Below are 17928 nucleotides of genomic sequence, written 5' to 3'. Positions count from 1 at the left end.
GGACGCTGCGTGATACGCAACGCAATAAAAAACGCCAGCTTGCTGGCGTTTTTTATTGTCCGTATTTTACCGGGAAGCTGATTACAGACTCATTCGAGTCGCTAAGGCATCAACATACTCCTGCCATTCATCAAGCACCCGGCGCTGAAACGGTGTGGCACTAATAGCCAACTCAAGACACGCCTGCTTAAAACCCTCAAGGGTGTTTGGCGCGCCCCATTGAGGGTCTGACAAACGTTGCTGACAGAAAACTCTCCAGCGTTGTTGCTCTTCACTATTCAAGGTGTCTGGAAAGTTGCGTGCACGATAGCGAAATAATAATTCAGGCAAACGTTCATCATCGAAAGGCCATTGCTGGCGCGCTAGTTGCGCCGGCTCGGCGACTCTCACTTGCTCACATAAACGTCGATCACGATCCCCGATAAAACCATCGTATAGCTGCTGCTCGGGATCGGCGCTTGGCGCAAAATCTTCCTCGGCGTAAATCGCCGCCAGTTTATCGCGCCATAGTTCCTGTGCGTCGCTTAGCCGCAGGGCCCGCGCATCACACTCATCCATATCCAGCTGCAAACGCTCGCGGTCTTGCGGCCGAAGCACGCTCAACGGTGCGACCACCGGGCAACGATTGATGTGCAGCAACTTGAGTGGTACCGGCAACTCACCTTCGGCCAGTTCGTCGCGGCGGGTATATAAGCGCCGGCGCAAGGTATCGGCGTCCTCGTCCAACAGCCCTTGCGGATCGAGCCCCAGGTCGCAGACGATCAATGCATTGCGATTGCGCGGGTGCCACGCCAGCGGCAGCACCACCCCCAGGTAATGACGCTCGGCAGAAAAACGACCGGAAATATGCACCATCGGCTGCAACAACCGCACCTGGTCCATGACCCGTTGTTTGCTGCGCAGTTGAAACAGCCAGTCATAGAGCTTGGGTTGCTTCTCGCGGATCAACCGGGCCAGGGCGATGGTGGCGCGCACATCGGACAAGGCGTCGTGGGCCTGGCCGTGGTCGATGCCGTTGGCGGCCGTCAACCGCTCAAGCTTGAGGGTGACGCGCCCGTCCTGTTCCGGCCAGACGATCCCGTCAGGGCGCAGGGCGTAGGCAGTGCGCACCACGTCGATCAGGTCCCAGCGGCTGTTGCCGCCCTGCCATTCCCGGGCATAGGGATCGAAGAAATTGCGGTACAAGCTGTAGCGCGTCATCTCATCGTCAAAACGCAAGGTGTTGTAGCCGGCCCCGCAAGTGCCCGGGGTGGCCAGCTCGGCGTGCACCCGGGTCATGAAGTCGGCTTCGGCCAGGCCTTTTTCCGCCAGCACGCCGGGAGTGATGCCAGTGATCGCGCACGCTGCCGGATGCGGCAGGATATCGTCGCTGGGGTGGCAGTAGAGATTGACCGGCGGCCCGACCTCGTTAAGCTCGAGGTCGGTGCGAATACCGGCTACCTGCAGCGGGCGGTCGGTACGCGGATTGATGCCGGTGGTTTCATAGTCGTACCAGAAAATGGTGGTCACGGGCTATTCCTGTGCTGAAGACCGGCAAAGTCTAGGCGCTTGCAGGCATCGGGGGCCAGCGCTGTGTTCCCTGTACAAACATTCAGTAAATCGTTGAGTGGTTGCTTCCACCGTCGACACTGCTAGCATCGGTCTTTCCAACCCCGCCGCTGCCGCTCAGGCGCCAGCGCCGCACTGCCAAGGACCGCGATGCCACCTGCGCCACTGGATACCCGCTACCAGATCGAGACCCCGGAGGGTATCGACCTGCCCCTGCGCCCGGCCGGCCTGCTGGTACGCTCACTGGCCTTTGCCTTCGACCTGGGTTTGCGCGGCCTGATTCTCGGCATCCTGTTTATCGCATTGGCCTTTCTCGGCAACCTGGGCATTGGCCTGGGTTCGCTGCTGCTGTTCCTCGTCAGTTGGTGGTACATGGTGCTTTTCGAAGTGCTCAACCAGGGCTGCTCGCCCGGCAAACAGGTCATGGGCCTGCGGGTGGTACAGGACGACGGCACGCCCATCGGCTGGTCCGCCTCGCTGATCCGTAACCTGCTGCGCTTTGTCGACATGCTGCCCTTCGGCTATTTCCTCGGCGCCATCAGTTGCCTGCAACACCCCAACTTCAAGCGCCTGGGCGACCTGGCGGCCGGGACCCTGGTGATCTACCGCGAACAACCGCTTTCCCGCCCGCAAGTGCCCCAGGCCCCGGCGCTGCGCCTGCCGTTCGCCCTTGAGCTGAACGAACAACGGGCGATTCTCAGCTTCGCCGAACGCCAGGGCGAGCTGTCAGCCGAACGGGTCAACGAACTGGCCGCTATCCTGGCCGCGCCCCTGCAGGTCTCCCCTGCCCGCGCCGTGGCAGAACTCAACGGTGTGGCCCGCGGATTGTTGGGGCCAGCATGAAACAGAGTCTTTTCGAAAGCCGCCATCAGCCACAATGGCAAGCCTTTGCCGAGCAATTGACGCAGTTGGAGAAAGGCAAAGCCAAAGGCGCCGACTTCGTCGACTTCCCTCATCAATACCGGCAGTTGTGCCAGCACCTGGCCCTGGCCCAGGAGCGCGGCTACAGCAGCTACCTGGTGGACCCGTTGCAGCAGCTTGCCTTGCGCGGCCATCAACAGTTGTATCGTCATCGCAGCCGGATGGGGGCAAACGTGCTGAGCTTCCTGCTGGCCGATTTCCCCAGGCTGGTTCGCGCGCAATGGCCATTTGTGCTGGCTGCCGGCCTGCTGTTCTTTGGCAGCCTGCTCGGCATTGCCTTGCTGGTGTACCTGTTTCCGGACTTGATCTACAGCATCGTCAGCCCTCGGCAGGTGGCCGAGATGCAGGCCATGTACAACCCCGATGCCAGCCGCCTGGGCCGGGCAGCCGAACGCGCTTCCAGCGAGGACTGGATGATGTTCTGCTACTACGTGATGCACAACATCGGTATCGCCTTCCAGACCTTTGCCGCCGGGTTGCTGTTCGGCCTGGGCAGCGTATTTTTCCTGTTCTTCAATGGCCTGATCATTGGCGCCGTTGCCGGGCACCTGACGCAAATCGGCTACGGGCAAACGTTCTGGTCATTTGTCATCGGCCATGGCGCCTTCGAGCTCAGCGCAATTGCCCTGGCTGGCGCGGCTGGCCTGCAACTGGGCTGGGCGCTGATTGCACCGGGGCCCCTCACCAGAGGCGAATCCCTGCGCGTGGCCGCGCGCAAAAGTGTGCAAATGATTTGTGGTGTGATGGTGTTCCTGCTGATCGCCGCGTTTATCGAGGCGTACTGGTCGTCCACCAATGCCGTGGCGCCGTGGGTCAAGTACCTGGTCGGCACCGCCCTGTGGTTGCTGGTGGCGGCCTACCTGCTGTTTGCCGGACGGAATCGCCATGCGCCTGAGTGATGCCAGCGTCGTGATCCGCCCGCGTACCTCCTGGGAGGCCATGGACCTCGGCATCCTGCTGGCCCGGGAACACCGGCTGCTGTTGATGAGCAGTTGGGCCATCGTGACCTTGCCGGTCTTCGCCCTGTTCAGCGTGCTGCTGTGGAATCACCCCACCACCGCGCTGTTGCTGTTCTGGTGGTTGAAACCGGCATTCGACCGCCTGCCACTGTATATCCTGTCCAAGGCCCTGTTCGGCGAAACACCCAGCCTGAAACAAGCGCTGCGCCAATCGCCGCGGCTGCTCAAGGGCCAACTGCTGGCCAGCCTGACCTGGCGGCGCTTCAGCCTCAGCCGTAGCTTCGAGATGCCGGTGGTCCAGCTCGAAGGGCTGCAAGGCCAGGCGCGCCAACAACGTCTCGGGGTGTTGCAGCAGCGCAACGCAGGCGCCGCGCGCTGGCTGACCCTGATCGGGGTGCACCTGGAAATCGCCCTGTGGTTCGGGTTGATGGCAGGATTCTATTTCTTCCTGCCGCAAGAGGTCGAACGCGACTGGGATTGGCAGCAACTGGTGCTCACCGCCGGCCACGACTGGCGTTGGCTGGAGCACCTGACCAACATGTTCTACGCCTTGATCCTGGTGTTCTGGGAGCCGATCTATGTCGCCTGTGGCTTCAGCCTTTACCTGAACCGCCGCACGGTGCTGGAAGCCTGGGACCTGGAACTGGTGTTCCGCCGAATACGCCAGCGCCTGAGTGGTGTGGCGTCGGTGCTGTTGCTGGTGGCCGGGCTGACGCTGATTCCGCCGACCCCACCGGCATGGGCTGATGAACCGGTTCCCCAAACGCCGCTGACTACACAATCGGCCAGTCACTCGATCAAGACGCTGCTGGAGCAGCCACCGTTCAAGAACCCGGAAACGCTCACTCGCTACCGCTTCGGCGAGGATAAAGCAGCCGACAAAAACAAAGCGGCAGGTGATGCCAAGCTGCCAGCCTGGCTGGAAGCATTGCTGAAAAACCTCAACAGTGATTCGTTCAAGCACATCGCCAAGGGCCTTGAAGTACTGCTCTGGGGATTGCTGGCAGGTGGCCTGGCACTGGTGATCTGGCGCTACCGCGACTGGCTGCATGCCTTTGTCAGCCGCCGCAGCCCGCGCAAACCCAAGGCTGCCAAACCCGTGCCTTCGCAGCTGTTCGGCCTTGAACTGGGGGCTGACACCTTGCCCGAAGACATCGCAGGCGCCGCCGAACAGCTGTGGGCAACACAGCCCCGGGAAGCCCTCGGCCTGCTCTATCGTGGGTTGCTCAGCCGCTTGCTGCACGACTTCAACCTGCCGCTGAAAAGTGCCGACACGGAAGGTGAAGTCCTGGAACGTATCCGCCAACTGCAACAACCGCAGCTGCTGGCATTCAGCGGTGAGCTGACCCGTTACTGGCAAAACCTTGCCTATGGCCATCGCCTGCCGCCTGCCTTGGTGCAACAACAGCTATGCAGCGATTGGCGAACCCTGTTCGGCTCGGGAGCGGCGCAATGAATCGGCCGTTGCTGTGGGTCGGGCTGCTGGTCGCAGGCTTGCTGGCAGCAGGCGGTTTTTATGCCTGGCACAAGGCGATTCCTTATCAGGAAGTGGTCGATCGCGGCCCTTCACCCGAAGCCCTGGCCAACCCCTACCTGGCAGCTGAACACTTTCTGCGCCAGCAGGGCCTGGTGGTGGAACATGCCAACAGCCTCGAACGGCTGGCCAGCCTTTCGCCCAAGGGCAACAGCCTGCTGTTGCTGGGCGAGCGCAGCAACATGAGCCCGCCCCAGGTTGATCAATTGCTGCAGTGGACCCGGGCTGGCGGCCATCTGCTGCTGGTAGCCGAAGCGCTGTGGGATGAGGACACCGGTGAAAGTGGCGACCTGTTGCTGGATCGTGTGCAGATACACCAATCCTTCAGTGAAGAATTCGACGCTCCGGCACCCGCGCGTAAAAAGAAAACGCCGGACCTGACCAAACTCTATGTGGACAACGAAACAGCGCCGGCCTATTTCAGCTTCGACACCGACTTCAACCTCACCGACCCCAGGCACCTGGCACAATTCTCGGCCAACAGCGCCCGGTCGACGCACCTGATGCAGGTCAACCTCGGGCAAGGGCGTGTGACCGTGGTCACCGACAGCGACCTGTGGAAAAACCCGGGCATCGGCCTGCACGATAACGCGTGGCTGCTCTGGTACCTGAGCCAGGGCACCCAGGTCACACTGCTGTTCAACACGGATGTCGAGGACCTGTTCAGCCTGTTGTTGCGCTACTTCCCCCAGGCACTGATGGCACTTGCCGCACTGATCGCCCTGGGCCTCTGGCACGCCAGCCTGCGCCAGGGTCCGATCCGGCAACCGGCGCCCAAGGCACGCCGGCAATTGCAGGAACACTTGAACGCCAGTGCCGACTTCCTGTTGCGCCGCAGCGGGCAAGACAGCTTGCTGCAAGCTTTGCAGCGCGACATCCAGCGCACCGCTCGGCGCCGTCATCCCGGGTTCGAACACCTCGATACAGCCGAACAATTGCGGGTGCTTGAACGCCTGACCCGCCAACCCTCCCTTGTTATCAGCCAGGCCCTTGGCCCACCTGCGACGAAACGGCTCTCCAGCGCCGATTTCAGCCGCCAGGTGGCCTGCCTGCAAACCCTCAGGAATGCCCTATGAGCGAATTTCCCGCCACTGACCCGATTCAGCGCGCCAGCCAACTGGCCCAGGCCTTGCGCGTCGAACTGCGCAAGGCGGTTATCGGTCAGGACCCGGTGATCGATGACGTGCTCACGGCGTTGATCGCGGGCGGCCATGTGTTGCTTGAAGGGGTTCCCGGCCTGGGCAAGACCTTGCTGGTACGCGCGCTGGCACGCTGTTTTGGAGGCGAGTTCGCGCGCATCCAGTTCACCCCGGACCTGATGCCCAGCGACGTGACCGGCCATGCCGTATACGACCTGCATACCGAACAGTTCAAGCTGCGCAAGGGACCGTTGTTCACCAACCTGCTGTTGGCTGACGAGATCAACCGTGCCCCGGCGAAAACCCAGGCAGCGTTGCTGGAAGCCATGCAGGAACGCCAGGTAACCCTTGAAGGCGAGGCGCTGCCCATCGGCCAGCCGTTCATGGTACTGGCCACCCAGAACCCCATCGAGCAGGAAGGTACTTACCCGTTGCCCGAAGCCGAACTGGACCGTTTCATGCTCAAGGTGCGCATGGACTATCCCGAGGCACAGCAGGAACTGGACATGGTGCGCGAAGTCACCCGCTCGTCCCGAGCCGACATGCTCGACGTACAGCCGCTGCGCACGGTGCTGCAAGCCGAAGACGTGCTGCTGTTGCAACAGATTGCCAGCGAGTTGGCGCTGGATGAGCAGGTGCTCGACTACGCCGTGCGCCTGGCCCGCACTACGCGCAGTTGGCCGGGCCTGACCATCGGCGCCGGGCCCCGGGCCTCCATCGCCCTGGTTCGCGGTGCACGGGCGCGGGCCTTGCTGCGCGGGGGCGAGTTCGTGACCCCGGACGACATCAAGGGCTGCGCCCTGGCAGTGTTGCGCCATCGGGTGCGTATTGCCCCGGAGCTGGATATCGACGGGTTGGAAGTCGACCAGGTGCTCCGGCAATTGCTGGACCAGGTCCCGGCGCCACGCCAATGAGACGCCCATGAGACCAACCCGCCTGCTGTTGACCTGGCTCGGTGTACTGCTGGGCCTGAGTATCCTGCTCGGCGCACTGGTGGCGCTACAGGTCAAGGTGCCAGACGCCCTGCACTCAGTGACGTGGGGCCTGCTGCTGGCCCTGTTGCTGCTGGCCCTGCTGGATGCCAGCCGCCTGCGCCGCCGGCCGTCCCCGCGCGTGCGACGGCAGATGCCCGGCAGCCTGGCACTGGGGCGCTGGGGGGAAGTGCGGGTAACCCTGGAGCACGATTATCCCCAGCCGTTGGCGGTCCAGGTATTCGATCATGTGCCTGACGGCCTGGCGGTGGAGGACCTGCCGCAATCCATCGAACTGCGGCCCGGCGAGCACAGTGAACTGGGTTATCGGCTAAGGCCCCAAAGGCGCGGGCATTTCAGCTTTACCCGCTGTGAAGTGCATCTGCCCAGCGCCCTGGGGCTATGGTCGGCCCGGCGCCTGATCGACGTCAGCGACGCCACCCGGGTCTACCCGGACTTCGCACGCCTGTATGGCGCGCAGTTGCTGGCGGTGGACAACTGGCTCAACCAGCTGGGCGTACGCCAGCGGCAACGGCGTGGGCTGGGCCTGGAGTTTCACCAGCTGCGTGAGTTTCGCGAAGGTGACAGCCTGCGCCAGATCGACTGGAAAGCCACCGCCCGGCAACGCACGCCCATTGCCAGGGAGTACCAGGACGAGCGCGACCAGCAGATCATGTTCATGCTCGATTGTGGCCGCCGTATGCGCAGCCAGGACGCCGAACTGTCGCACTTCGACCACGCGCTCAACGCCTGCCTGCTGCTCAGTTATGTAGCCTTGCGCCAGGGCGATGCCGTAGGGCTGTGCACATTTGCCTGCGACCAGCCGCGCTACCTGGCGCCGGTCAAGGGCAGTGGCCAGCTCAACCTGTTGCTGAATGCGGTGTATGACCTGGACACGTCCCGGCGTACGGCCGATTACCAGGCGGCCGCCAGCCAACTGCTGGCCCGGCAGAAACGTCGCTCGCTGGTGATCGTAGTGACCAATTTGCGGGATGAGGAAGATGAAGAGTTACTCAGCGCCGTAAAGCGCATCAGCCGCCAGCACCGGGTAATGGTCGCAAGCCTGCGGGAGGAGGTCCTTGACCAGTTACGCCAGGCTCCCGTGCAAACCCTGCCCGAAGCCCTGGCCTACTGCGGCACGATCAACTATCTCAATACCCGGGACGAACTCCACGACCGCTTGAACGCCCACGGGCTGTCGGTACTGGACACACTGCCTTCGGACCTGGGTGCCGCCCTGGTGACCCGCTACCTGGGCTGGAAAAAAGCCGGCGCGCTATGAACGCCGGATGCAGCACCTAGGCAGAGGCCTGCAACGGATCAAAGCTGAAGTAATCCAGCAGCGCGCTGATCACCTCCCCATATTCGGCAGGGGCCTGGGATATGCTGAACCCGGAATCGTAATGCTGGGGGTTTATATCCTCATGACACCACAGGCAGGTGGCCGTGAGGTCTACCGCCTGCACCTCCCCCTCAGGCCCGGGGATCTTCAAGCGCAGCTCGAACTCCACATCGACCATCATGGGTAACTGGCTGATCAACATCAGGCCCTGCTCGGAAACATTGCCCAGATAGCCGATTGGCTTGTCCGTCAGGCGATTGAACACTTGAAGGAAGCAAGGTAACTGATGTCGCTCGATCCGTCGGGGAGTAAACATGATGAGGTCGCCATCCAATGGCCATGATTGTGGCCGCTCCAGTGATTCGAAACGAGCCTGAAGGCCCGCTCTCCCCGGATATCGGTGCGACAACCGCAAACGGGTTGCCACTTTTACAGCTGCCAAATCCGGGAACGCCATCCGTTTGAATAGAAACTTATACAAACTGACATTCGAAGATTAGCCCAAGACTGGCAACGAGCCAGCTATGGCATGACAAATATCATCACAACGACGCCGGCCGCGGCTGGGCAACGCTCGCGCCGGGGTAATGCCCCAGTTGCTGCAGGGTATCCAAACGGGCACGGGCACGGAATGCGTACTCGCTCGCCGGGTACTGGCTGATGATGAACTGATAGGTTTGCGCCGCATCGACAAACAGCTTCTCGCGCTCCAGGCACTGCCCGCGCAACATCGAGACTTCCGGTTGCACGTAGCGCCGGGAACGGCTTTCACGGTCGACCTGGGACAACTCAAGGGTGACCCGCTGGCAATCGCCCACACCGTAGGCGCGGTACGCATTGTTCAAATGATGGTCCATCGACCAACGGGTGCAGCCGACAACACTGACGGCCAGGGCAGCAATGATCACGATTCGCATGGGGGTTCTCCTGTCTTGTGCAGTGTATCGACCCTTCATCGAAAATCTTCAAGGTTGTTCATCTGTTCATGCAGAGTGAAAACAAGCGAATCATCGATAAGTAGTGCAAACGAACAATGACTACAACCAAAGAGCATAGTAGCCTTCCCCAGCGCTTGAACTCAGGAGTCCGTGCATGTCCGTCCGTCGTACCAAAATCGTCGCCACCCTTGGCCCGGCCAGTAACTCGCCGGAAGTCCTCGAACAGCTGATTCTGGCTGGCCTGGACGTTGCCCGTCTGAACTTCTCCCACGGCACCCCGGACGAGCACAAGGCTCGCGCCAAGCTGGTGCGTGACCTGGCCGCCAAGCATGGCCGCTTTGTGGCGTTGCTGGGTGACCTGCAAGGCCCGAAAATCCGTATCGCCAAATTCGCCAACAAGCGGATCGAGCTGAAGATCGGTGACCAGTTCACCTTCTCCACCAGCCATCCCCTGACCGAAGGCAACCAGCAAGTCGTGGGTATCGACTACCCGGACCTGGTGAAAGACTGCGGCGTGGGCGACGAACTGCTGCTGGACGACGGCCGTGTGGTAATGCGCGTCGACACCGCCACCCCGACCGAACTGAATTGCACCGTGATCATCGGCGGCCCGCTGTCGGACCACAAAGGCATCAACCGTCGCGGCGGTGGCCTGACTGCCCCGGCCCTGACTGAAAAAGACAAGGCCGACATCAAGCTCGCCGCCGAAATGGAAGTGGACTACCTCGCGGTATCCTTCCCGCGCGACGCCGCCGACATGGAATACGCCCGTAAACTGCGCGACGAAGCCGGCGGCACTGCCTGGCTGGTGGCGAAGATCGAACGCGCCGAAGCCGTAGCCGATGACGAAACCCTCGACGGCCTGATCAAGGCTTCCGACGCCGTGATGGTTGCCCGTGGCGACCTGGGTGTGGAAATCGGTGACGCCGAGCTGATCGGTATCCAGAAGAAAATCATCCTGCACGCACGTCGCCACAACAAGGCGGTGATCGTTGCGACCCAGATGATGGAGTCGATGATCCAGAACCCGATGCCAACCCGTGCCGAAGTGTCCGACGTGGCCAACGCCGTGCTCGACTACACCGACGCCGTGATGCTTTCGGCTGAAAGTGCGGCTGGCCCGTACCCGCTGGAAGCCGTGCAGGCCATGGCACGCATCTGCGTCGGCGCTGAAAAGCACCCGACCAGCAAGACCTCCAGCCACCGTATCGGCAAGGTCTTCGAAAGCTGCGACCAGAGCATCGCCCTGGCGGCCATGTACACCGCCAACCACTTCCCGGGTGTGAAAGCGATCATCGCCCTGACCGAAAGTGGCTACACGCCGTTGATCATGTCGCGCATCCGTTCCTCGATCCCGATCTACGCGTTCTCCCCGCACCGCGAAACCCAGGCCCGTGCGGCCATGTTCCGCGGCGTCTACACCGTACCGTTCGACCCGGCATCGCTGCCGCCTGAGCAAGTCAGCCAGGCCGCGATCGACGAGTTGCTCAAGCGCGGCGTCGTGGAGAAAGGCGACTGGGTCATCCTGACCAAGGGTGACAGCTACCACACCATCGGCGGCACCAACGGCATGAAGATCCTGCACGTTGGCGACCCAATGGTCTGAGTGACCGCTCGCTGAAAAACAAAAGCCCCGCCATGTGAATGGCGGGGCTTTTTGCATTGCAAATTGGCTTGTGTGTTGGCTTTACTGGCCTATTCGCGAGCAAGCCCGCTCCCACATTTGATCGCGTACATCCTGAAGAAACACGGTCGAATGTGGGAGCGGGCTTGCTCGCGAAGACGGCCGACCAGTCAACGCTCATTCATCTCCGAGTGATAAACCCCGACAACGCCGCAATCGCCTCCGGCGACTTCAACCTCTGGGTAAACAACGCCCCCTCCTCCTCGATCACCTTGCGCAACTGCTCGCGATCAACGCTTTTCATCAGATGCTTGCTGACCTGCACCGCGCCCGGCGCCAGGGTCTCAAACCGTCCAGCAATTTCCCGCGCCTTGGCCAGGGCCGATTCACCGCTGCCCAATGCCTCGGTGGCAATGCCCCAGGCGGCAGCCTGTTCGCCGGTAAACCCTTCACCCAGCAGCAGCAACTCCGCCGCCTTGGCATGCCCCAGCAAGCGCGGGAGGATCAAGCTGGACCCAAACTCCGGACACAGCCCCAGGTTGACGAACGGCATGCGCAACCGTGCATCCCGGCTGACATACACCAGGTCACAATGCAGCAGCAGCGTCGTGCCAATTCCCACCGCCACGCCCGCCACTGCCGCAATCACCGGCTTGCGGCAGTTGAGCAAGCTGCGCATGAAATTGAAGACCGGGCTGTCGAGATCCGCCGGCGGTTGTTCGAGGAAGTCGCCAATATCGTTACCGGCGGTGAAGCACTCGCTGCTGCCCTGGATCAGCACGGCATTCACGCTGGTATCGGCATCCGCCTGCTCCAGCGCCTCGGCCAATTGGCTGTACATGGCGCGGGTCAGGGCATTTTTCTTGTCCGGGCGATTGAGCTGCAAAATCAGCAACCCGCGTTCGCGTTGCTGCAGGATGGCATCGGTCATGACAAATCTCGCGGCTGGGAAATTCAGCGCTCAACCACGGGGCAGGAACACATCGGCCAGCAGTTGATTGCGCGGCAGTCCGGCCAGGAACAGGCGCTTGGAAAAGGCCTCGACACTGGCCGGGTGCCCGCAGAGTAAAGCCAGAGTTTGCCGGGAAACAAGCCGCAGTTGCGCCAACGCCTGCGTCACCTCAGCCGCTGTCCATAGCTCAACGGTCACGTTCGGATGCGCACCAGCCAGCTGGGCCAATGGCCCGGCGAGGTAATGACCGCCCGCGTCATGGGCCAGGTGAATGACCCGGATGGCGCCCTGGTGATCCTGGCGCAAGGCCTCGCGCAACACGCCCCATAGCGGGCCGAGTCCGGTGCCCGAGGCCAGCAGCCAGAGCGGCCGCGATTGCCAGTCGGGGTCGTACTGCAAGGCGCCGCCCCGCAATTCGCCCAGGCGCAGGCTGTCACCGGCCTTGAATTGGCGGGCGGCGTCGCTGAATTCGCCGGGCAGGCGGCAATCGATGTGAAATTCGAGAAACGGATCTTCCTGGGGCAGGCTGGCCAATGAATAAGGCCGCGCAACGCTGCCGGCCCACAACACCAGATGCTGCCCCGCCCGGTAGCGCAAGCCGCGTTCGGGTTGCAGCCGCAAGCGCAGTACACTCGGGCTCAACCAATCGACGCTCAGCACCGTCGCCGGCAACCCGTCACGCAGCGGGTCGAAGGCTTCGACCTGCAAGTCACCTGCGACCTGGCACTGGCACGCCAGGCGCCAGCCATCCTGGCGCTGCGCCGGGCTCAGGGCATCCGGCTGGTTGTCCTGGATATCACCCTGGCAACGCACCAGGCAGGCATGGCAGCTGCCGGCGCGGCAACTATAAGGCACGGCCACGCCCGCCTGGTTCAGGGCATCCAGCAGGTTGCTGCCGGCGGCTACCGACCAGTGGCGTTCACCGACGTGAAGTTCAGGCATCAAGGGTCTCGGATCAAAAAGGCGTCTACAGGGAATCACGCCCGGTAGAGTTTGACCATAGTCGGGTGTATCGGCCACCGTGGCGGGTTATACTGCCGCGCCTTTTTAGCGTCGCGCCTGCACCACTTTGGCGTGCCTTGGAAAGGTGGCTTCAGCCGACCGATGCAACACTGACGCCACCTTTATTGAATGTTCCCTTATAGAGGAGCGCGACTCATGACCGTGATCAAGCAAGACGACCTGATTCAGAGCGTTGCCGACGCCCTGCAATTCATTTCCTACTACCATCCCGTTGACTTCATCCAGGCGATGCACGAGGCCTACCTGCGCGAAGAATCGCCAGCGGCCCGTGACTCCATGGCTCAGATCCTGATCAACTCGCGCATGTGTGCCACCGGCCACCGCCCGATCTGCCAGGACACCGGGATTGTCACCGTATTTGTACGTGTAGGCATGGACGTGCGCTGGGATGGCGCCACCATGAGCCTGGACGACATGATCAACCAAGGCGTGCGCCAGGCTTACAACCTGCCGGAAAACGTCCTGCGGGCTTCGATCCTCGCCGACCCGGCCGGTGCGCGTAAAAACACCAAGGACAACACCCCTGCCGTGATCCACTACTCCATCGTCCCGGGTAACACCGTGGAAGTGGACGTGGCCGCCAAGGGCGGTGGTTCCGAGAACAAGTCGAAAATGGCCATGCTCAACCCGTCCGACTCGATCGTCGACTGGGTGCTCAAGACCGTTCCGACCATGGGCGCCGGCTGGTGCCCACCGGGCATGCTTGGCATCGGCATCGGCGGCACCGCCGAGAAAGCCGCGGTAATGGCCAAGGAAGTGTTGATGGAATCCATCGACATCCACGAGCTGAAGAAGCGCGGCCCGTCCAACCGTATCGAAGAGATGCGCCTGGAGCTGTTCGAGAAGGTCAACCAACTGGGCATCGGCGCCCAGGGCCTGGGTGGCCTGACCACCGTGCTCGACGTGAAAATCATGGACTACCCGACCCACGCGGCCTCGCTGCCGGTGTGCATGATCCCCAACTGCGCCGCCACCCGTCATGCGCACTTCGTGCTCGACGGTTCGGGCCCTGCATCGCTCGAAGCGCCACCGCTGGACGCCTACCCGGAAATCGTCTGGGAAGCCGGCCCGTCGGCCCGTCGCGTCAACCTCGACACCCTGACCCCGGAAGACGTGCAGAGCTGGAAGCCGGGCGAAACCGTGTTGCTCAACGGCAAGATGCTCACCGGTCGCGACGCCGCGCACAAGCGCATGGTCGAGATGCTGAACAAGGGCGAAACCCTGCCGGTGGACCTCAAGGGTCGCTTCATCTACTACGTCGGCCCGGTTGATCCGGTGCGCGAAGAAGTGGTGGGGCCTGCCGGTCCGACCACCGCTACGCGGATGGACAAGTTCACCCGCCAGATCCTCGAGCAAACCGGCCTGTTGGGCATGATCGGCAAATCCGAGCGCGGCCCGACCGCTATCGAAGCGATCAAGGACCACAAGGCGGTTTACCTGATGGCAGTGGGCGGCGCGGCTTACCTGGTGGCCCAGGCCATCAAGAAATCCCGCGTCGTGGCGTTCGCCGAGCTGGGCATGGAAGCGATCTACGAGTTCGACGTGAAAGACATGCCGGTCACCGTTGCCGTTGATAGCAAGGGCGAGTCGGTACACATCACCGGTCCTGCCATCTGGCAGAAAAAGATCAGTGAAAGCCTGGCGGTTGAAGTGCAGTAAGCATTTCCCCGCAAGGATAAAAGGCGACCACTACGGTCGCCTTTTTTTGTTTCATGCACCTCTCACTGTGGCGAGGGAGCTTGCTCCCGCTCCAGTGCGCAGCGCTCCCATTTTTTTGGGGCCGCTACGCGCCCCAGCGGGAGCAAGCTCCCTCGCCACAACAGCCATGCGCCTCATGCTATGGTGCTCGCCCCCAATTGCACTGTTCATCCTCGAATGATCGCGATTCCCCGGCCTTTGCGTTTGACCTTCTACTCCCTGCTGATCATCGCCGGTGCGATGCTGGCTGCCGCCCTGGCCACCCGCCACGCCGAACGCCTGGCCCTGGTGGATGACGCCGCCCGCGCCAATCAGCAGCTCATGCTTTATGGCAACTCCCTGCACACCCTGATCGAACGTTACCGCGCCCTGCCCGCCGTGCTGGCCCTGGACTCGGAAATGATCAGCGCCCTGAAGGGCCCGCTGGACACCGCCACCCAGGATTTGCTCAACCGCAAGCTGGAGCGCATCAACGGCGCCGCCCAGTCCTCGACCCTGGAACTGATGGACCGCAACGGCCTCGCCGTGGCCGCCAGCAACTGGAACCTGCCCAGCAGTTATGTGGGGCACAACTACGCGTTTCGTCCCTACTTCAGCCAAACCTTGAGCCAGGGCACCGGGCGTTTTTATGCAGTGGGCGTGACCACCGGGATTCCGGGGTATTTCCTCTCCAGCGCGGTGGTCGGCGAGAACGAGCAGTTCCTCGGTGCCATGGTGGTCAAGCTGGAGTTCCCGGAACTGGAGCGCGAGTGGGCCCAGGGTAATGACTTGCTGCTGGTCAGCGATGCCCGGGGCATTGTGTTTATCGCCAATCAGCCGGGCTGGCGCTACCGCGCGCTGCGTCCGTTGTCGGACAGCGACCACGCCGAACTCAAGGCCACCCGCCAATACGACAAGAAACAATTGCTGCCGCTGGACACCGAAGCCTTGCAGCGCTTTGACGAAAACAGCCACCTGATGCGCGTCGACGGCCCCGACGGCAAGGCCAATTACATTTGGGAATCCCTGCCGCTGAAGGCCGAAGGCTGGACCTTGCACCTGCTGCGCAAGCCACAATTTGCCTTTGAAGACCAACGCAACGCCGGCCTCGCCGCCGCCGGCTCATGGCTGGCGCTGGTGTTCCTGGTGCTGTTCCTGACCCAGCGCTGGCGCCTCGCCCGCTTGCGCCAGCGCAGCCGCGAAGAACTTGAACAACTGGTGGAAGAACGCACCCGCGCCCTGCGTACTGCCCAGGATGGCCTGGTGCAATCCGCCAAACTGGCAGCGCTGGGGCAGATGTCTGCCGCCCTCGCTCACGAAATCAACCAGCCATTGACCGCCCAGCGCATGCAGTTGGCGACTCTGCGGCTGCTGCTGGACCATGGCCGGGTGGACGACGCCTACCAGGCCCTGACCCCGCTGGACGACATGCTCACACGCATGGCCGCGCTCACCGGCCACCTCAAGACCTTCGCCCGCAAGAGCCCCAGCGGCCTGCGCGAACGCCTCGACCTGGCGACGGTGGTGGACCAGTCCCTGCACTTGCTCGATGCGCGCCTGCGGGACGAAGCCATCGGCACCGTACTGGACCTGACCCGCCCGGCCTGGGTACGCGGCGACGCGATCCGCCTCGAACAGGTGCTGATCAACCTGCTGCGCAACGCCCTCGACGCCATGGCCGACAAGCCACGCAAGCGCCTGGAGATCCGTCTGCACGCCGATCAGCAGCTATGGCACCTGACCGTCAGCGACAGCGGCGGCGGGATCGCCGAGGAAAACCTCAACAGCGTGTTCGACCCGTTCTTCACCACCAAGCCGGTAGGCGACGGGCTCGGCTTGGGACTCGCCGTGTCGTACGCTATCGTCCACGAACTTGGCGGGCGCCTGAGCGCCGGCAATCAAGGTGACGGGGCGATCTTTACCCTGACCTTGCCCATCGCACTGGAGACGCCAGACCTATGTTGAATGCGGTGATTGTGGTCGACGACGAAGCCAGCATTCGCACGGCCGTCGAGCAATGGCTGAGCCTGTCCGGCTTTGAGGTGCAGTTGTTCGGCCGCGCCGAAGAATGCCTGGCGCAATTGCCCAGGGACTTTCCCGGGGTGATCCTGAGCGACGTGCGCATGCCCGGCCTCAGCGGCCTGGAGTTGCTGGCTGAAGTGCAGCGGCGTGACGCCGACCTGCCGGTGATTCTGCTCACCGGCCACGGCGATGTGCCGATGGCCGTCGAAGCCATGCGCGACGGCGCCTACGACTTCCTCGAAAAACCCTTCAGCCCCGAAGCCCTGCTCAGCAGCCTGCGCCGGGCGCTGGACAAGCGCGGGCTGGTGCTGGAAAACCGCCGCTTGCATCAGCAGGCCGATCACCGTGCCCAACTGGAATCGAGCCTGCTGGGGGTGTCCCGGGGTTTGCAGAACCTGCGCCGGCAAGTCCTGGACCTGGCCGGCTTGCCGGTCAATGTGTTGATTCGCGGCGAAACCGGCAGCGGCAAGGAGCTGGTCGCCCGTTGCCTGCATGATTTCGGCCCCCGGGCGAAGAAGCCGTTTGTGGCGCTGAACTGCGCGGCGATTCCCGAGCAGCTGTTTGAAGCCGAGCTGTTCGGCCATGAAAGTGGCGCGTTCACCGGCGCCCAGGGCAAGCGCATCGGCAAGCTGGAATACGCCAATGGCGGCACGCTGTTTCTCGATGAGATCGAAAGCATGCCGCTGGCCCAGCAGGTGAAATTGCTGCGGGTGTTGCAGGAGCAAAAACTCGAACGGCTCGGTTCCAATCAAAGCATCAAGGTGGACTTGCGGATCATCGCCGCCACCAAACCCGACCTGCTGGACGAAGCTCGCGCCGGGCGTTTTCGCGAGGACTTGGCCTATCGCCTGACCGTCGCACAACTGCGCCTGCCACCGCTGCGGGAACGCCGGGAAGACATTCCCCTGCTATTCGAGCACTTTGCACAAAGCGCCGCCGAGCGCCTGGGCCGCAACTTCGCGCCGCTGAGCGGACCCGCGCTGGGGCGCCTGCTCAGCCATGACTGGCCGGGGAATGTGCGGGAGCTGGCCAATGCCGCGGAACGCCAGGTGCTGGGGCTGGGTGAACCGGAGCCGGAAGGCATCGAAGCCGGGCAATCGTTGGCGGCGCAGCAGGAAGCATTTGAAGCCCATTGCCTGAAAGCCGCGCTGACCCGGCACAAAGGCGATATCAAGGCGGTGCTGGCCGAGCTGCAGCTGCCACGGCGCACCTTCAATGAAAAAATGCAGCGCCATGGCCTGGCGCGGGATACGTTCCTCTAACCCGATCGTTCCCACG

15 protein-coding genes are annotated in these 17928 nt (G+C 62.6%); 10 read left to right on the top strand and 5 right to left on the bottom strand.

Features of this window, described 5'->3' with window-relative positions; all coding sequences use genetic code 11:
* Positions 1-81: 81 nt before the first annotated feature.
* Positions 82-1509 (bottom strand): exodeoxyribonuclease I, encoded by a 1428-nt coding sequence (gene sbcB / locus HX839_RS19645; RefSeq protein WP_177067571.1) that lies wholly within the window; start codon positions 1507-1509, stop codon positions 82-84.
* Between the two features lie 189 nt (positions 1510-1698).
* Here sbcB and HX839_RS19640 point away from each other — a divergent pair, with 189 nt between their 5' ends.
* Genes HX839_RS19640 through HX839_RS19615 form a run of 6 tightly spaced genes read left to right on the top strand, consistent with a single transcriptional unit; the run spans position 1699 to position 8354 of the window.
* Positions 1699-2391: an RDD family protein gene (locus HX839_RS19640; protein WP_177067570.1), complete on the top strand. Its 693-nt coding sequence runs from the start codon at positions 1699-1701 to the stop codon at positions 2389-2391.
* Positions 2388-3368 (top strand): stage II sporulation protein M, encoded by a 981-nt coding sequence (locus tag HX839_RS19635; protein ID WP_177067569.1) that lies wholly within the window; start codon positions 2388-2390, stop codon positions 3366-3368. Before HX839_RS19640 ends, HX839_RS19635 begins: the two co-directional genes overlap by 4 nt.
* Positions 3355-4884, top strand: a complete 1530-nt coding sequence (locus HX839_RS19630; RefSeq protein WP_177067568.1) for a DUF4129 domain-containing protein — start codon at positions 3355-3357, stop codon at positions 4882-4884. Before HX839_RS19635 ends, HX839_RS19630 begins: the two co-directional genes overlap by 14 nt.
* A complete protein-coding gene (locus HX839_RS19625; protein ID WP_177067567.1) occupies positions 4881-6038 on the top strand; it encodes a DUF4350 domain-containing protein in 1158 nt (385 codons plus the stop codon). Before HX839_RS19630 ends, HX839_RS19625 begins: the two co-directional genes overlap by 4 nt.
* Positions 6035-7015: a MoxR family ATPase gene (locus HX839_RS19620; protein ID WP_008432346.1), complete on the top strand. Its 981-nt coding sequence runs from the start codon at positions 6035-6037 to the stop codon at positions 7013-7015. Before HX839_RS19625 ends, HX839_RS19620 begins: the two co-directional genes overlap by 4 nt.
* A 7-nt stretch (positions 7016-7022) precedes the next feature.
* Positions 7023-8354 (top strand): DUF58 domain-containing protein, encoded by a 1332-nt coding sequence (locus HX839_RS19615; RefSeq protein WP_177045884.1) that lies wholly within the window; start codon positions 7023-7025, stop codon positions 8352-8354.
* 16 nt (positions 8355-8370) lie between these two features.
* Here the strand turns inward: HX839_RS19615 and HX839_RS19610 are convergent, their stop codons facing one another.
* Together HX839_RS19610 and HX839_RS19605 are read right to left on the bottom strand one after the other, a co-directional pair.
* A complete protein-coding gene (locus HX839_RS19610) occupies positions 8371-8730 on the bottom strand; it encodes a PilZ domain-containing protein (RefSeq protein ID WP_134327238.1) in 360 nt (119 codons plus the stop codon).
* A 226-nt stretch (positions 8731-8956) separates the two neighbouring features.
* The gene (locus HX839_RS19605) at positions 8957-9331 is read right to left on the bottom strand and encodes a tol-pal system YbgF family protein (protein ID WP_003214151.1); all 375 of its coding nucleotides are present in this window, start codon (positions 9329-9331) and stop codon (positions 8957-8959) included.
* A gap of 175 nt (positions 9332-9506) precedes the next feature.
* Between HX839_RS19605 and pyk the strand changes: the two genes are divergently transcribed.
* Positions 9507-10958, top strand: a complete 1452-nt coding sequence (gene pyk, locus HX839_RS19600) for a pyruvate kinase (RefSeq protein ID WP_003214149.1) — start codon at positions 9507-9509, stop codon at positions 10956-10958.
* Between the two features lie 199 nt (positions 10959-11157).
* Here pyk and HX839_RS19595 read toward each other — a convergent pair whose 3' ends face one another.
* Together HX839_RS19595 and HX839_RS19590 are read right to left on the bottom strand one after the other, a co-directional pair.
* The gene (locus tag HX839_RS19595; protein ID WP_003214147.1) at positions 11158-11907 is read right to left on the bottom strand and encodes an enoyl-CoA hydratase-related protein; all 750 of its coding nucleotides are present in this window, start codon (positions 11905-11907) and stop codon (positions 11158-11160) included.
* Between the two features lie 30 nt (positions 11908-11937).
* Positions 11938-12870, bottom strand: coding sequence for an iron-sulfur-binding ferredoxin reductase (locus tag HX839_RS19590; protein WP_177067566.1), 933 nt, complete (start codon positions 12868-12870; stop codon positions 11938-11940).
* Positions 12871-13086: 216 nt separating this feature from the next.
* Between HX839_RS19590 and HX839_RS19585 the strand changes: the two genes are divergently transcribed.
* The 3 genes from HX839_RS19585 to HX839_RS19575 all read left to right on the top strand — a co-directional run bounded on the left by HX839_RS19585 (position 13087) and on the right by HX839_RS19575 (position 17912).
* A complete protein-coding gene (locus tag HX839_RS19585) occupies positions 13087-14610 on the top strand; it encodes a fumarate hydratase (protein WP_003214142.1) in 1524 nt (507 codons plus the stop codon).
* Positions 14611-14826: 216 nt separating this feature from the next.
* On the top strand, positions 14827-16593 hold the full coding sequence (locus HX839_RS19580; RefSeq protein WP_003214141.1) for an ATP-binding protein: 1767 nt from the start codon (positions 14827-14829) through the stop codon (positions 16591-16593).
* The gene (locus HX839_RS19575) at positions 16587-17912 is read left to right on the top strand and encodes a sigma-54 dependent transcriptional regulator (protein WP_008435499.1); all 1326 of its coding nucleotides are present in this window, start codon (positions 16587-16589) and stop codon (positions 17910-17912) included. The genes HX839_RS19580 and HX839_RS19575 overlap by 7 nt, the downstream gene beginning before the upstream one ends.
* Positions 17913-17928: the final 16 nt, after the last annotated feature.

Source organism: Pseudomonas sp. I8001 (genome assembly GCF_013385345.1).
Taxonomy (GTDB): Bacteria; Pseudomonadota; Gammaproteobacteria; order Pseudomonadales; family Pseudomonadaceae; genus Aquipseudomonas.
The sequence above is the reverse complement of the archived record's forward strand: the minus strand, read 5'-3'. Positions and strand labels throughout refer to the sequence as shown.

Excerpts from the sequence above, each read along its gene's own strand:
- HX839_RS19640 (WP_177067570.1), top strand. The coding sequence starts at position 1,699 with ATGCCACCTGCGCCACTGGATACCCGCTACCAGATCGAGACCCCGGAG.
- HX839_RS19635 (WP_177067569.1), top strand. The coding sequence starts at position 2,388 with ATGAAACAGAGTCTTTTCGAAAGCCGCCATCAGCCACAATGGCAAGCC.
- HX839_RS19630 (WP_177067568.1), top strand. The coding sequence starts at position 3,355 with ATGCGCCTGAGTGATGCCAGCGTCGTGATCCGCCCGCGTACCTCCTGG.
- HX839_RS19625 (WP_177067567.1), top strand. The coding sequence starts at position 4,881 with ATGAATCGGCCGTTGCTGTGGGTCGGGCTGCTGGTCGCAGGCTTGCTG.
- HX839_RS19620 (WP_008432346.1), top strand. The coding sequence starts at position 6,035 with ATGAGCGAATTTCCCGCCACTGACCCGATTCAGCGCGCCAGCCAACTG.
- HX839_RS19615 (WP_177045884.1), top strand. The coding sequence starts at position 7,023 with ATGAGACCAACCCGCCTGCTGTTGACCTGGCTCGGTGTACTGCTGGGC.
- HX839_RS19610 (WP_134327238.1), bottom strand. The coding sequence starts at position 8,730 with ATGTTTACTCCCCGACGGATCGAGCGACATCAGTTACCTTGCTTCCTT.
- HX839_RS19605 (WP_003214151.1), bottom strand. The coding sequence starts at position 9,331 with ATGCGAATCGTGATCATTGCTGCCCTGGCCGTCAGTGTTGTCGGCTGC.
- pyk (WP_003214149.1), top strand. The coding sequence starts at position 9,507 with ATGTCCGTCCGTCGTACCAAAATCGTCGCCACCCTTGGCCCGGCCAGT.
- HX839_RS19595 (WP_003214147.1), bottom strand. The coding sequence starts at position 11,907 with ATGACCGATGCCATCCTGCAGCAACGCGAACGCGGGTTGCTGATTTTG.
- HX839_RS19590 (WP_177067566.1), bottom strand. The coding sequence starts at position 12,870 with ATGCCTGAACTTCACGTCGGTGAACGCCACTGGTCGGTAGCCGCCGGC.
- HX839_RS19585 (WP_003214142.1), top strand. The coding sequence starts at position 13,087 with ATGACCGTGATCAAGCAAGACGACCTGATTCAGAGCGTTGCCGACGCC.
- HX839_RS19580 (WP_003214141.1), top strand. The coding sequence starts at position 14,827 with ATGATCGCGATTCCCCGGCCTTTGCGTTTGACCTTCTACTCCCTGCTG.
- HX839_RS19575 (WP_008435499.1), top strand. The coding sequence starts at position 16,587 with ATGTTGAATGCGGTGATTGTGGTCGACGACGAAGCCAGCATTCGCACG.